This window comes from Pseudoalteromonas sp. QJM3NY_22 (assembly GCF_056173065.1).
Map to the genome: position 1 here is coordinate 927765 of NZ_CM149655.1, position 14280 is coordinate 942044.

At 35.9% G+C, this 14280-nt stretch carries 10 protein-coding genes and 2 pseudogenes; 10 read left to right on the forward strand and 2 right to left on the reverse strand.

Annotated elements, in window-relative coordinates; genetic code table 11:
- Positions 1 to 147: 147 nt before the first annotated feature.
- Entirely contained in the window at positions 148 to 897 is a 750-nt protein-coding gene (locus AC0VZ4_RS04110) for an IS5 family transposase (RefSeq protein WP_475440982.1), read from the reverse strand.
- Positions 898 to 1364: 467 nt separating this feature from the next.
- Between AC0VZ4_RS04110 and AC0VZ4_RS04115 the strand changes: the two are divergent.
- The 10 genes and pseudogenes from AC0VZ4_RS04115 to AC0VZ4_RS04160 form a co-directional block, all read left to right on the forward strand.
- Positions 1365 to 1907, forward strand: a pseudogene (locus AC0VZ4_RS04115) (ISAs1 family transposase); the annotation flags it as partial.
- Positions 1908 to 1994: 87 nt separating this feature from the next.
- On the forward strand, positions 1995 to 2879 hold the full coding sequence (locus tag AC0VZ4_RS04120; RefSeq protein WP_475441613.1) for an IS982 family transposase: 885 nt from the start codon (positions 1995 to 1997) through the stop codon (positions 2877 to 2879).
- A 9-nt stretch (positions 2880 to 2888) separates the two neighbouring features.
- Positions 2889 to 3455, forward strand: a pseudogene (locus AC0VZ4_RS04125) (ISAs1-like element ISPsesp1 family transposase); the annotation flags it as partial.
- A gap of 350 nt (positions 3456 to 3805) precedes the next feature.
- Positions 3806 to 5065, forward strand: coding sequence for an IS4 family transposase (locus tag AC0VZ4_RS04130; RefSeq protein WP_337119945.1), 1260 nt, complete (start codon positions 3806 to 3808; stop codon positions 5063 to 5065).
- Positions 5066 to 5131: 66 nt separating this feature from the next.
- Positions 5132 to 5659 (forward strand): hypothetical protein, encoded by a 528-nt coding sequence (locus tag AC0VZ4_RS04135; protein ID WP_475440983.1) that lies wholly within the window; start codon positions 5132 to 5134, stop codon positions 5657 to 5659.
- A gap of 195 nt (positions 5660 to 5854) precedes the next feature.
- A complete protein-coding gene (locus AC0VZ4_RS04140; RefSeq protein WP_007378406.1) occupies positions 5855 to 6973 on the forward strand; it encodes an ISAs1 family transposase in 1119 nt (372 codons plus the stop codon).
- 937 nt (positions 6974 to 7910) lie between these two features.
- On the forward strand, positions 7911 to 8438 hold the full coding sequence (locus tag AC0VZ4_RS04145) for an RNA polymerase sigma factor (RefSeq protein ID WP_475440984.1): 528 nt from the start codon (positions 7911 to 7913) through the stop codon (positions 8436 to 8438).
- A gap of 62 nt (positions 8439 to 8500) precedes the next feature.
- Positions 8501 to 9478 (forward strand): FecR family protein, encoded by a 978-nt coding sequence (locus AC0VZ4_RS04150; protein ID WP_475440985.1) that lies wholly within the window; start codon positions 8501 to 8503, stop codon positions 9476 to 9478.
- Between the two features lie 80 nt (positions 9479 to 9558).
- A complete protein-coding gene (locus AC0VZ4_RS04155; RefSeq protein WP_475440986.1) occupies positions 9559 to 9852 on the forward strand; it encodes an STN domain-containing protein in 294 nt (97 codons plus the stop codon).
- A gap of 41 nt (positions 9853 to 9893) precedes the next feature.
- Positions 9894 to 12380, forward strand: a complete 2487-nt coding sequence (locus AC0VZ4_RS04160) for a TonB-dependent receptor (RefSeq protein ID WP_475441614.1) — start codon at positions 9894 to 9896, stop codon at positions 12378 to 12380.
- Here AC0VZ4_RS04160 and AC0VZ4_RS04165 read toward each other — a convergent pair.
- Entirely contained in the window at positions 12377 to 14164 is a 1788-nt protein-coding gene (locus AC0VZ4_RS04165; RefSeq protein WP_475440987.1) for a metallophosphoesterase family protein, read from the reverse strand. The two genes, AC0VZ4_RS04160 and AC0VZ4_RS04165, sit on opposite strands and share 4 nt — an antisense overlap.
- Between the last annotated feature and the right edge of the window lie 116 nt (positions 14165 to 14280).

Here is a 14280-nt window from a genome sequence, read left to right on the forward strand (position 1 = left end):
ACAATAAATGCTGTACTCACTCTCATAATATATTATGACCTATACGTTTTATATAACTATGAGCCTTGGTGGTATTGGAGTGTTTATTCTTTTGGTGGAAATATGTTCGATGTTTTAATGATTCTTTCACTAGGGGCTGTTGATCTTTCACATTGGTAGCCAAATCATTGCACATGCCAGCGCTAACATACTCTCAAACTGTAATTTCAATTTATCGTACCTTGTCGCTATAGCACGGAAGTGCTTTAGCCTTGCAAAGGCATTTTCAACTAAATGCCTATATTTATATAAGCACCAATCAATATCACCATTACCTGTTTTTGAGTTTTTCTTTCTAGGGAACACTGGGCTTGAGTTTCTCTCTCGAACCTTATTTCTAATGACTTCACTATCATAGCCTTTGTCTGCGATAACAAAATCGCCTTGGGGCAATAATTCAATCAGTTCATTTGCCACTTTACTATCATGAACATCGCCGCCTGTAATAATAAATTCAATTGGTAAGCCATAACTATCAACAGCTAAATGAATTTTACTTGTATTACCGCCACGACTTAATGCTATCGCTTGTTCTTGTTGAGACGCAGCACCTGTACTGTGTTGATGTGCTTTAACATAACTGCCATCAATGAATTCCCACTCAGTGTCACTATTGGCGGATAATGATTTGAACAACCTTATTAATATTCCTTTTTTAGACCAAAGTAGAAATCGGCGGTAAATAGTATTCCATAAACCAAAACACTCAGGGAGGTCACGCCATGGGCAACCAACACGTAAGCGATATAAAATTCCTTCCATCGTTTGTCTGTGTTCAAGCTTGTTATAAACTCTATCTTCAAGCAAAATTGATTTTAGCTTCGACCACAACTTATCAGTGAGCATTAATCGGGGCATGGTAATCTCGTAAGGTTTGTTTTTGGCGAAGTAAATTATACGAGATTACCGCTTACGCACAAAATTCAAACAAAGATCAACAGCCCCTAGTATTCAATAAAAATACCATTTTTAAAAGAGGGGCTGCATTGAACTTTAAAAAGTTGAAAAATATTGAATGAACTTTTAATTAGTCCAACAGTTTCTTTGTACATAGGTGCATTTGTACAATGGGGATTCCTTATGGCCTTTTTGTACTCCCTTGCTCATTCGATTAATAAGCCTAATAAAGAAAAAGTGTATTTGTCTTTGGTTATGAGTGTTTCATATTCATTTAGTATATTTACAAATATGAATACGGTAACTTATCTTGATTTTTTATGTTTTGATATTTTAACTATTATAGCTCTTACCAGGGCGGGATCACACTTTGTAAATAAACAAATTTTATGATCTAATACCATAAATTTCATCACCTTAAACTTATTATGTCACTCTTCTCACATTTAGAACTCGTCAAAGATAATCGTTCACATATAAATCAGCACCATAACTTAGTTGATGTGCTTTTTCTTATTATTACTGCCGTTACATCAGGGTGTGAAAACTGGCAAGACATTGAAGTCTATGGCGAAAGTAAGCTTAATTGGTTAAGAGGATTTCGTTCTTTCAAAAATGGCATACCCACTCGACATAGTATTGCTCGGATTTTTAGAACCGTTGATACTGACTCATTACTACTCGCGATGTATAGCTGGGTCAATCAAAACCGCGTTAAGTCAGCGTATCCTGTCATTGCCTTCGATGGCAAAACTATTCGCGGAGCAAGTAAACACATTGCTGATAAATTACATCTCGTCTCAGCATTTGATTGTGAAGCAGGTCTCACATTATTCCACCAAACAGTTGGCAGTAAGACGAATGAAATACCGGCAGTTCGGGATTTATTGAAAATACTCGATATCAATAACACCGTCATTACACTTGATGCTTTGCACTGCCAAAAAGAAACGCTAAAACAGCTAATTAACCTGAATCTCGTTTAAGAAATTGAACTAAATGCCTGTTCCGAGATCCGATCTTTCGACCAAAAACGATTGGATAAGCAAGGAACAGGCATGATTAAATTAGTTGAATTATTTTGCGATGTCGATGATTTTTGCAAAGTATTTATACCCCAATGGGAAAAACAATTACTCGAAGATGGCACCCAAAAACGTCAGCGTTCAGGACGTATGACGACCAGTGAAATTATGACTATTGTTATTAGTTTTCATATGTCACATCACCGAGATTTCAAAAATTACTACCTTGGCTATGTATCACTTATGTACAAAAGTGAATTTCCCAACTTGCTCAGTTACACACTATTTTTAGCCGTTATGCCAAGGGTAATTGTGCCGATGTGTGCCTATTTTACTTCACTTAAAGGTAAACCCACAGGCGTTGAATTCATTGACTCCACATGTATTAAAGTGTGCCATAATATTCGTATTCCAAGACACAAAACCTTTGATGGAATAGCCCAGCGTGGCAAAGGAACAATGGGATGGTTTTATGGCTTCAAGCTACATTTAATCGTTAATCACCATGGTGAAATTGTTGCTGCGAAAGTGACAACAGGAAATGTACATGATACTCAACCAGTGCGTGAGTTAGCGAGCTGCCTGACGGATAAATTATATGGTGACAAAGGGTATTTAAGTAAAGCTTTAGAAGCCGATTTACTCGATAAAGGGGTAAAGCTCATTACGACGGTTCGCAAAAATATGAAGGCAAAAGCGATGTCATTATGGGATAGAGCAATGCTTTCAAAACGCTTTATAATCGAAACAATTAATGACCAGCTCAAGAACATATCCTTCATTGAACATTCAAGACATCGGAGTATGAACGGCTTTATGTTGAATTTAGTCGCTGGATTGGTGGCTTATTGCTTGAAAGAAAAGAAGCCACACCTTAATTTAACTGACGTAGAGCTTAACGCATTAGTTATCGCTTAAGCAGAACTCAGGTTAATTAGCAGACATGCAGATTATCTAGTGCAAGCAAAGGGTAATCAAAAGAAACTTTATAGCGCGATTCAAGATGCATTTACACACCAGTATGAATCTGAAAACTCAGAGATACTTAGTCATGTAACACAAGATGAAGGGCATGGGCGAAAAGAAGTACGCACGATAGATTGTCTTGATGCGCGTTTATTACCGAGTGAAATTAAAGAGAGCTGGCCATCAGTTAGAACAATCGTTGCGGTGCAGCGAGAGCGAACGAAGGGTAATAGAACGAGTATTGACACACATTACTACCTAACATCGTTGACAGACAATATATTGATAAGTAAAGCAATAAGACAACATTGGCTGATAGAAAATCAGCAACACTGGATACTGGATGTCGTATTTAAAGAAGATGCCTGTCAAATACATGAGCCATTAAGTGCGCAACATATGGCACTATTTAGACGCGTCGTTAGGAACATGATAAAGCAGCATACGAAAAGCAAGGGGTCAATAAGAAGTAAGTGTGTAAGAGCTTGTTATGATGATGCTTTTAGAGAAGAACTTCTTTTTGGTTAACATTTTTAACAAAGTATGCTCGCGCCCTGTAGCTCTTACACTTCTAAGGCGATTTCTAAAAAGGGATGTTGCCTATATATATCTTCTAACTGGTTTGACTATAAATTCAACCCTGCACCTTTTTATGCACTATGATATTTATGTACTAGATAATGTTGATTATTGGTGGCTTTGGAATTTTTATTTAATAGTTATCAATTTAGTCGATCTCACAATGGTAACTATTCTCTTTTTTAACAAAGATTTTTTAGGTTTAGTTCATAGGTTGGATCTTAAGAAAACTTGAAGTTGAACTCTGTTAATGATCAAATAGTTACGCCAATAAAAACATGACTAAAAACAGAGTTCACATGCAGATTAACCAAGTTTCAAACCAATTAAAAGCCCTTATCTCAGAAAAACACCTCATTGAGCTTGCAAAAACCTCTGGATTTCAAGTTCGACACCGTTGCCTGTCGATCGTTTCTCTGCTCAAAGCCGTATTTAAAAGCTTATCTTGCCTGCAAGACGCTAACTTGTCAGATATCCATCAAAACTTGCGAACGCAGGCTGATTGCACGATAAGTTATAAACCCTTTCATAATCAAATTCGAAAACCAGCCTTGACTGAGCTTGTCCGTGAGCTCGTTATTCAAGCGATGTCTAAATTGACTGTAAACACGCTGGATAAAACCTTTTTTACCCAGCGAGGAATACAGCGAGTGTTATTGCAAGATGGTTCTTCATTTGCTCTACATGATGAATTAGCGCAGGTTTTTGCTGGTCGTTTTACTGCTGTAAGTCCTGCCGCAATTGAGTTGCACGTTACCTATGACCTATTTAATGAACAACCCTGCGAAATAGATATTCGTCCTGATGTTGAAACTGAGCGCGCCTTTTTACCAGGTAGCCACACACTTGAAGATACGTTATTACTTGCTGATGCTGGGTATTTTGACTTAGATTACTTTGAGCAAGTAGCTCAAGATGGCGGATATTTTTTGATCAGAGCAAATAAAAACATTAACCCAATCGTTACATCAGCTTATTGCGCGGGTATAGAACTTAAAGAAAAGAACATTAAAATCAAAACGTTACTCGATAAATTCGCAAGCCAACCACTTGAATTAACAGTACGTTGGAAGAAAAATGGGCCCGAGTACAGGCTTATCTATTTACCGAATGAAAAGCGCCCCGTTTTCCTTGTTACTAATTTAAAAGAGGCACAGTTTAGCTTTGACGAACTACTCGATATATATGCAACTCGTTGGCAAATTGAGTTGTTTTTCAAAGAACTAAAGTCATGGAATAACCTTAAAGGGTTCATCACACGAGATCCTCATATTGCCGAATCATTGGTTTGGCTGAGCATACTGCAAACACTTATCAAGCGTTTTATCTGCCATAGTGCAGCGGGTATGTTTAAGTGTGCGATCTCGACATTTAGAGCGAGTAAGTGCAGTTATCTTTGGTTGGATGATATTCTGGATTGCATAGAACAAACACGGTGCAGCCATAAGATACATCGTGTATTTGAGCTACTAGCGGTAAATTGTAAGCGGCAAAGCATTGAGAAAAACAATGATATTTGCCGTTTTAAGATAGGAAGTCACACGGTCTGTGTTCCTTAAGAACTAAGCTATGAGGTTTAGTTAAGTTTACTAAATTTTTAGCTGAAAAATTTAATAGGTCACGCCATGCCTGACTTTCTATGGAGGTTGGCTGGTTTATACGACTATATAATTATTTTTATTACATGGTCTTTTGTTATTGCTTTTTTATATAATTTGTCTACAAGCATTAACAAGTATGACAAAAGCTGCACACAGCTTGCATTCATTATGGTGGTATCTTACACCTCAAGTATTTTTATGGATCCCTTTAGCAACACGCCTCATTTGACCCTTTTCATATTTGATATCGTAACTATATTTTTTCTGATTATATGGCGGAGCTATTTTAGTAAAAGCCTCCCTATAGCCTTTTATTATCTTTTAGTTGGACTTAGCTTTAACGCATTTGTTTTTTTTGGAATGCACTACGACAGTATTGTTTTAGGAAATTTAGACTACTGGTGGTTTTGGGCCTTGTATGTAATAGGGCAAATAATTTCTGATTTAACAATGCTTTTAGCTCTCCTAATTAATAAAGACTTTTTAGGTTTGGTTGCATTAAAACGTTATTTATTTGGCAGTATAAAAAGCATTCATAAAAAGGTTGAATAGAATGGAGGGTCTATTTTGGCAATTAAATTCAATTAATGAATATTTTGGAATACTTATTACATGGCTTTTTGTTTTTGCTTTTTTGTTCACTCTATCAATTGCTATTAATAAGCAAGATAAAAGCCAGGGCAAGATCACGAACTTTACCTTGACTTAAAAGTATGATCTTATACTCCTTTTTTAAGGAGCATCCCCATGTCTAACATTCAGCTATTTAAATATTTCGAATCAATCGACGACCCTCGCCAACAAGGTAAAGTTGTTCATAAACTATTTGATATCATATTCTTAGCTGTTAGCGCTGTTGTTTCAGGCTGTCAGGGCTGGGAAGAGATTGAAGATTTTGGTCATGATAGACTAGATTGGCTCAGAAAATATGTTCTTCTTGAACAAGGGATCCCTCGCCATGACACAATTGCTCGTGTAATGAGCCGTATTGACATGACGCAATTCCAAGATTCCTTTTCTTCTTGGATGAAAGCCTGCTCCAAATTAACTCAAGGCGGTGTAGTTGCTATTGACGGTAAACGATTGAAAGGTTCATTTAATCAGTCAGATAGACGCGATGCGCTTTATATGATCAGTGCATTTGCATGCGAAAATGGTGTTGTTTTGGCACAATGCCCTGTTGATAAAAAGTCGAATGAAATAAAAGCGTTGCCAGAGCTGCTTGAATTATTAGAGATAAAAGGCTGCTTAGTAACGATTGACGCTATGGGGTGTCAAAAATCAATTGCAAAAAAAATAGTTGGTAAAGAAGCCGATTACTTACTTGCGGTAAAAGCAAACCATAAAAGGCTACTGTCACAAATAGAAGATGTGTTATTACCTGAGGTAGCACGACAAGCATCTGATGGGCTCTTGTTTAACGAAGCCGATTATCAAAAAAATAGAGAAGAATTTAGGTGCTGTGCAGTGAGCCATAACGTGAGCGGTTTATCAGAAACGATACACTGGGAAGGTGTAAAAACAGTGGGTGTTATTGTTTCTTATAGAAAAGAAAAAGGTAAATTAAGCAATGAGTTATGCTATAGATACTATATTAGTTCAGCGAATTTAACAGCGGAAGAACTCGCGAGAGGAGCACGACAACATTGGCAAATAGAAAATGGATTACATTGGCGTTTAGATGTAGGATTTAAAGAAGATGAGTGTCGAATTAGGCGCGAAGGTGCAGCACCTGTATTTGCGGGGCTGAGACACATCGCATTTAATCAGCTAAAAGCAGAAAAAAGTTTTAGTAAAGGCATGCCCGCAAAACAGAAAAAAGCTATGCGCAGTACAGCCTACCTTGAAAAGGTACTGAACGCATAGACTTTTTTCATGCTCTTGCCCTGGTTTGTGTTTTTAATTTTTTAGTTAATACAATTTGCCTTTTAAGGCTGTTTTTAAGATACTAGCTGAATGCTAACGAGTTACATAAAATCGTAGCACAAGCCATAGCACGACAAAGTAACTAGCTGTTTTTAAATATTTTAATTGAAAACCTTATAACTATCGAAGTTAATGTATTTACTATTTATGAGTAGAGCCACTATTTAGCCTTTCCAATTAAAGTCCATATAAAGCATATAGATAAAATAAAAACAGATGTAATTAGACTGATTTTAAAACAACTTTAGTTTAATAAAAAACCTTTATTTTTTAGGTGTAAATTACAGCCGCGAATTATGCCTATTTTTCTATGTTGCTTTGTTGATCTTAATCAATAGAAATAGCCGCACTTTTACTAAGTTTGATATTATTATTTTAACTTTCCTAAGTCATTTGTTTAAATTAATATAAAATTAGCTGACCTGCCAAAAAGCGCTTTGGCCCTCTACTTATATGCTAATCCCGTCAAAAGAACATTCAAATAAGGATAACAAGTGAATGTAGTACCTCCAAAAATTTAGCTTTTTCAAAGTGTTATTTGCGCAAATACTCTATGCCTAAAATTATACCAACCTGCATAAATCTTTGATCAATTTAACGAATTAAATTGCACTATAACGTCGTTAAAAATTTTTTATTTAGAACAACTAGATACAAAAACTTTTGCCTAGTTCTAGCGTAATTTTCTTAACGTTAAATAGACCCCATATATAAGCAGATTGGTATTAAACCCTATTTAAAACGTTAAGATGATCTCAATGGTACTTTATTCTTAGTGTCATCACTTCAATTTACTTAATCGCTATCAACCTGGCTGTAATCAATTGGTCATATTATTCACTTAGTATTTATTTAAAATAAAATTCTAGACTGAGTAATGAAGACTTTTAAAAGCCCCCTGCCATCGAATTTAAATATTTCTTCTGAACAAAGCGATGTAAAAAACGTTATCAGCCATATTCGTAAATTCATTAGTCGTCGAACCAATAATACAGATGACGTAGACGATCTTGTGCAAGAAGCTCTACTAAGAACATTAAATAGAAATGACACATTAGAAATTGAAAACTTTCAGGCGTACATAAATCAAGTCACAAAGTCTGTTATGTATAGTGATTGGCAAAAAAATAAAAGCCAACCAAATAATGCAGAAGATATTGAGCTTTTTACAAATGATAATAGCGATCCAGAAGCGCAGTCTATTACAGAGCAAAAGCTCGAGCTTGTTAAAAGTGCGTTGGAAGAGTTACCACCTTTAAGAAGAAAAGTATTTAAGCTTCGACGTATTGACGGATTAAGTCGCGAAGAAATTAGTCTGCAGTTAAATATGAGCCAAGAATCTGTAAAAAAACATATTACGCGCGCAATGATACAAATAACGCTTCACATAGAAAAAAATCAATAAAAATGTCCCCTTTATTACACTTTTACGCTCTTTATATTTAATCAACGCAGGTTAGGTTTTTAATGAACGAACAACGCTTAGAACAGGCAGCAGATTGGGTAGATCGGATTAATGATTTAAATGATCATGACCGTGAAGAGCTATCGCTTTGGTTAAAATGCACAGAAAATAAGAATGCATTTGAAAAAATAGCCAATGTATTTGGCGATCCTGCTGTTAAACAGGCTTTACATATTTACACTAAACAATATAGTTTACCGACTCCGATAATTACGCCTAATGCAAAACGTTCTAAAACTTTCCCTATGCTCGCCTTAGCAGCTAGTTTTAGCGCTATTGCTTTTGCAGTGTACTGGCTTGCTATATCTCAACAGGTATTTACACCAACACCGATTGCAAAAACCGCAGTTAAACCTAACCTGCCTCAGCTTTTAGAAGCGCATTTAGGTGAACGCGTATCGCAGTTATTAAATGACGGTTCATATCTACACTTAAATGCAGATAGTGAGTTAACTGCGCACTTGCTACCACACTCAAGACAAATCGAATTAAAAAAAGGACAGGTTTTTTTTGATGTAGCCAAAGATAAAACACGGCCATTTATAATAAATTCAGGACAAGCAAGCATTAAAGTACTGGGTACTTCTTTTGATGTAGAGCGCAGTAAAGATGAAGTAGTGGTAACTGTGTACGAAGGCAAAGTAGAAGTGTCGGCTTTAGATAAAGTAATATTAACTCCCTCTCAACAAGCTATTATAAAAAATGGCCATATAACTGTAGATTATAGCCAGCAGTTAACACTACTCCCTGCTTGGCGAATGGGTTGGATTGATGCAGAAAAAGAACCTCTAACCAGTGTTATTAAACAATTGCAGCGTTACAGTCCTATGGTAATTAAAGTAGATAACACACTAAATAATACACTAATTAGCGGACGATTTAATCTCGAAACGCCACAACAAAGCCTTATGCTCATTGCATCAACTTATAACTGGAAAGTAGATAAGAAGAACAACGTACTTCATTTAACGCTACCTTAAATGAGTAAAAAATATGACTGTATTACTTTGATTAAACCATTATGCTAAAACAGGTATGTACATTAAATAAAAGTATTTTAGTGTACTTTTTTATCGGTGCTAGTTGTTTAACAACGCTGCCTAGTGCGGCAAAAAATATAAATACATTTATTTATATACCAGCGGGTTCTCTCAGTGATAGTTTAAGAGAGGTAGCAAATGCATATGCAGTCTCTTTTAGTAGTAACCCTTCACTTATCAACGACAAAACTACGTCCACCTTAGTGGGCGATCATACACTTGCTCAAGCACTAGATTTTTTATTAAGAGGCAGCGAGTTAACATATAAAATTCAAGACAAGGGTTTTGTTATTTTTCAAAAAAAAAAAAAATAACGACCAATAGCGGAATACTGGAAGAAATAACAGTAAAGGGTATTCGCTATTCATTAGCTAGCTCACGAAATTTAAAACACAATAATAAAACGATTAGTGAAGCAATTTCAGCACAAGATATTACAGATATTCCCAATACTAACTTGGCCGAGGCCTTACAGTATATTCCTGGCGTAGCGATTACTCGCGAAGCAGGCGAAGGTCGCCAAGTTTCAATACGAGGTAACTATCCTGATTTTAGCTTGGTGACACTCAACGGCATGCCTGTGTTAGCAAATAATGATTCACCGATGGATAGCCGAGTACAAAAACAGCGCGATCGTTCTTTCGATTTCAATATTTTACCTGCCGAACTTTTTAAACAAATCCATGTAATTAAAGCATACTCCGCCGATAAAATTGCAGGTGGAATATCTGGAACAATGGCATTACAAACTATAAACCCTTTAGATAATGAGGGATTTAAATTTATTATTACCCCAGAAGTTGGCTACAACGACTATGTGGGTAAAGGCGCAAAACGCTATTCAAGCTTAATTTCTAACACGTGGAATAATTGGGGGGTACTTGCAAGCGTTGCATACACAACCAGAGAGTCGTTAGAGCAAGGTGCTAATACATTTCGCTGGCGTAATATCGCGATAGAAGGGGCAGACCTATCGGCTTTAACCAAACCACAAGCACTGCATTTGACTCAAGGCGATTATATAGTTCCTCGCGGTAATCGGTACTCGGTATGGCAAGCTACACAGCAGCGATTTGGGGCAAATCTATCTGTAGAGTATAAAAATGAAACCACCCATTTTGATTTTGATATGCTCTCAGGGTTTTTAAAAGGGGATAGGCATGAATATCATTTATACCCTAGAGGGGAGCAGTCTACGCCTATAATTAAAGGGCTAACAACAGTTACAGACATTCAAGCGAATGGAAATAATGAGCTAGTGTATGCACGTTACGAAAATGCACGAGTCGCAACCGAAAATAGAACCCAAGAAATAAATACGGCATATCAGCAAGGTGTGCTATCACTTAAGCAACAAGTGGATAAAAATTGGAAAGTAAGCGCCATATTAGGAAAAGAACAATCAAAGTATGACATTCCTTACAGCAATAAGATTTATACCCAAGGCATAAGTGACGTTACGATTGATTATCGTAAAACTCCATTTTATGCAGATATTAACTACAGTGAGAATTTAAACAACCCTACAATGTGGCATATGCATCATGGTGATATAGAACAATACAATTCAAATAGTGAGTACACCTTCGCAAAATTAGATTTTCAATATGACATTAATAGTTTAATAACCCTTCAATTTGGAGCTGATTGGACTCTGTTTGAAAATAAAATGTATAACGCACAGCAAAACGACATTTTTTTTAATGAATTAACTAACGCACCACAACAATTAACTGACCTTCCTGCGTCATATGTTTCATCGCAAAATGCACATAAAAATCTACAATGGTTAAAAATAAACACCAATGAAGCACTTAAACTTTATAGCATCGACCCATTTAACATACAAAATAATAGTTCATCAATCGCCACTGAAGCTGAGCATATACAAGAATATAGTAGAGGAACTTATACTTTAATAAGCACAGAGCAGGCACAATGGGAAGCTCATATAGGTTTGCGTTACCAATCAGAATCTATAACATCTCACACTCAAGCCCCTTACTCTCCTATTTCATATAGCCTTTGGCTTCCAACTTTTAATGGATCATATTTTATAAACGATAAATGGCGATTACGTGTAGGACTTTCTAAAAACTATTCAAAACCATTACTGAATTCACTAAGTTTTGATGGTTCAAACGATACCCCAAATAATACAAAATATACATTTAACTCAAGTCTAAAACCTTACTTATCTTTTAATACCGATATTTCCTTAGAAGCAGATTTTAGTAGTCGTAGTACGTTTAATATATCACTCTTTTATAAAGATTTAGATGATTACATAGTTACAACGCAAGTCCCTTTATCAAAAACTTCAGAGTCTACAACCCCCGATATTAATAACCTTTGGCTAAGTAATGCAGAATCAGCTTATCAGTGGGGAGCGGAAATAAGTTTAAATTATTTAATACATAATTCTGACTGGGGTATCAACCTACAAACAACTTACAATAAAGGCAAAGTCACGTATTATGACTCAAATAATGGCTCAGCTTTATTTAAAAAAAACCTACCTTTTTTATCTAAAATAACCGCCTCAAGTATGATCTTTTACGATCACCCTAAGTTCAATTTTAAACTAGGCGCTATTTTTAGAGATAAATATTTAATTCGAGCAGGCAGTCTTTTGCTCGATGAAAACGAAACTGGGTTTATGCCGACTGTTTATTGGGATGCAAACCTAAATTATTATTTTTCTAATCATTGGAAACTTAAATTTAGCGCATTTAATCTCAGCAATGAACAAGAGCGACAATACAGTAACTCAACACTAAGAGCCTACAACTCAACCACAAGTGGTCGCACTTATTACTTGGGGTTGAGTTATCAGTATTAGATAATCTCCCCTGTTTTTAGATCAACGCTAAAATTCTCACCTTGGGTATGCTTACTAAATTTTGCCATTATTTTTATTAACAAAGCCAAGTACTGCTGTGTTTGCGTATCTGTTTTACAAGTCGATTGAGCTGAAAACTCATTTAGCTGTTGATAAGTAATACGCTTTTGAGGTGTTATATCTGCAGTTACATCGCCATTTCTTAATAAATAAAAATCTCGAAGCCATTCTTTTGTAGATACAGCTTTAAGTTGAATTAGCAAATTAGGCGAGACTTTATTTAAACACTGCATATCTGTAAACCAATCTGCTAAATAGTGATTATCGTTTAGCCATGCCACTAAATTTTTTGGCCAATCGCGTTTTAAAAAACGCTGATTAATGAGTCCAAATAAATGCTGTTTAGTAAAATCACCATAATTTTCTGAGTTCAAAATAGTTCGGTCAAAATTACTAAGATTATGTTGATTACGATATAGCCATTCCTCTTCATATAAACCAAATAAATCATTGAAACCAGGAACATCGTCTAATGTATGAGTACTTACCAATGCGGTGTGCTTAGCTAAGTTTAGCTCTGCAATCTTATATGCAGCTTTATAAGCAGCTAAACTTGGCACTTGTACATTAACTAACTGAGAGTCCCGATTACTTGTTACCAGCGCAGTATCATTTAGATGCATATGTCCTGCAAAATGTAGTGTTAATCCTGTATCTGCAAGTATTTGTGTTGTTCGGGGTGTAGGCACTCTAGGTAGGGAAAAATGGCCACGACTAAACACTTTATGTAATTCATCATTCGCATTATCGTAAAACTCTCCCATTGGAAAGTGGCTAAATGCAATCAGTGTTTTGTTTTGCTCTTTTGACCTTTTTACAACCGTTTTTATCCACTTTAACAGTAAAGGCTTTGCATCAATTAAAGCATTATAGCCGGCACTAGACGACCCCTTAAAAGTGAGTGGCGAATTTTGCCATTGCGGTACATACACATTGGCATCTATTGCCATTAACCAAACACCTTTTATGGGCTCAACTAAGTAGCTTGCATCTGGCATCGTTATACAATGATTAACATCATTAGGGTCACACCATATAAACTCTCGGTTTTTATAAGGTGTTTCATATAGCACGTCACTTTTATGTTTGCTAAATCCAAAGTTACTGAGTGTGCTTAATATTTCAGTGTAACCCCAGTTTTTTAAACCATCATCACATACAGACTGCTTAGTCATACACTTTTCATGTTGATAACTATAAACGCCAAACTCTTTACCTTGAGCCGTTAAGAAGTCAGCTTTACCTGCCGGTGTTGTAAATGGCTTTACAGGATCATGATTGCCTGGAATCGCAAAAAAACGCATCCCATATGTTTTTTCATAATGGTCTAAAATACGTGCTAGTGCCCGTACATTAATAGGTTGGCCATCATCAGTGAAATCGCCAGGTAGGATGACTAACTTAATTTCTTTTTCTACTAGCTCATCTAATACATGTAAAAAAACAAAATAATTTTCATTGAAAAGTCGCGTTGAGTGAAGCTGCGCATACATACTTCGCACCAGTAATGGTTGCTTTGCCCCTACATCCTTTGGTAAGTCTATATTGTCTGTATTATGTAAATTAGCAAAAATATCATGTAGATGAATATCAGCTAAAAATGCAACTTTAACCGTCTCCACCTTCACTGCACTTTTAACCTCGTAGTACTCAATAGCACTCACTTTAAATGTAATACATAACCCAATCCATAGTGCTAACCATAGTGCTTTGACTCTAATCATGATGGCTTTATCCAGTTTTCACTCAACTTATTGTTTAGAGCGCGGTAATGGATAAAAGGGGACATAAAATTTTATAAACATGCTTTTCAATTATGAAGCTTTTATTAAATCCATAT

What these genes read in the sequence shown, in the direction of transcription:
- AC0VZ4_RS04120 (WP_475441613.1), top strand. Translation starts at nt 1,995, where the DNA reads ATGATTAAATTAGTTGAATTATTTTGCGATGTCGATGATTTTTGCAAA.
- AC0VZ4_RS04110 (WP_475440982.1), bottom strand. Translation starts at nt 897, where the DNA reads ATGCCCCGATTAATGCTCACTGATAAGTTGTGGTCGAAGCTAAAATCA.
- AC0VZ4_RS04150 (WP_475440985.1), top strand. Translation starts at nt 8,501, where the DNA reads ATGAACGAACAACGCTTAGAACAGGCAGCAGATTGGGTAGATCGGATT.
- AC0VZ4_RS04130 (WP_337119945.1), top strand. Translation starts at nt 3,806, where the DNA reads ATGCAGATTAACCAAGTTTCAAACCAATTAAAAGCCCTTATCTCAGAA.
- AC0VZ4_RS04135 (WP_475440983.1), top strand. Translation starts at nt 5,132, where the DNA reads ATGCCTGACTTTCTATGGAGGTTGGCTGGTTTATACGACTATATAATT.
- AC0VZ4_RS04145 (WP_475440984.1), top strand. Translation starts at nt 7,911, where the DNA reads ATGAAGACTTTTAAAAGCCCCCTGCCATCGAATTTAAATATTTCTTCT.
- AC0VZ4_RS04165 (WP_475440987.1), bottom strand. Translation starts at nt 14,164, where the DNA reads ATGATTAGAGTCAAAGCACTATGGTTAGCACTATGGATTGGGTTATGT.
- AC0VZ4_RS04140 (WP_007378406.1), top strand. Translation starts at nt 5,855, where the DNA reads ATGTCTAACATTCAGCTATTTAAATATTTCGAATCAATCGACGACCCT.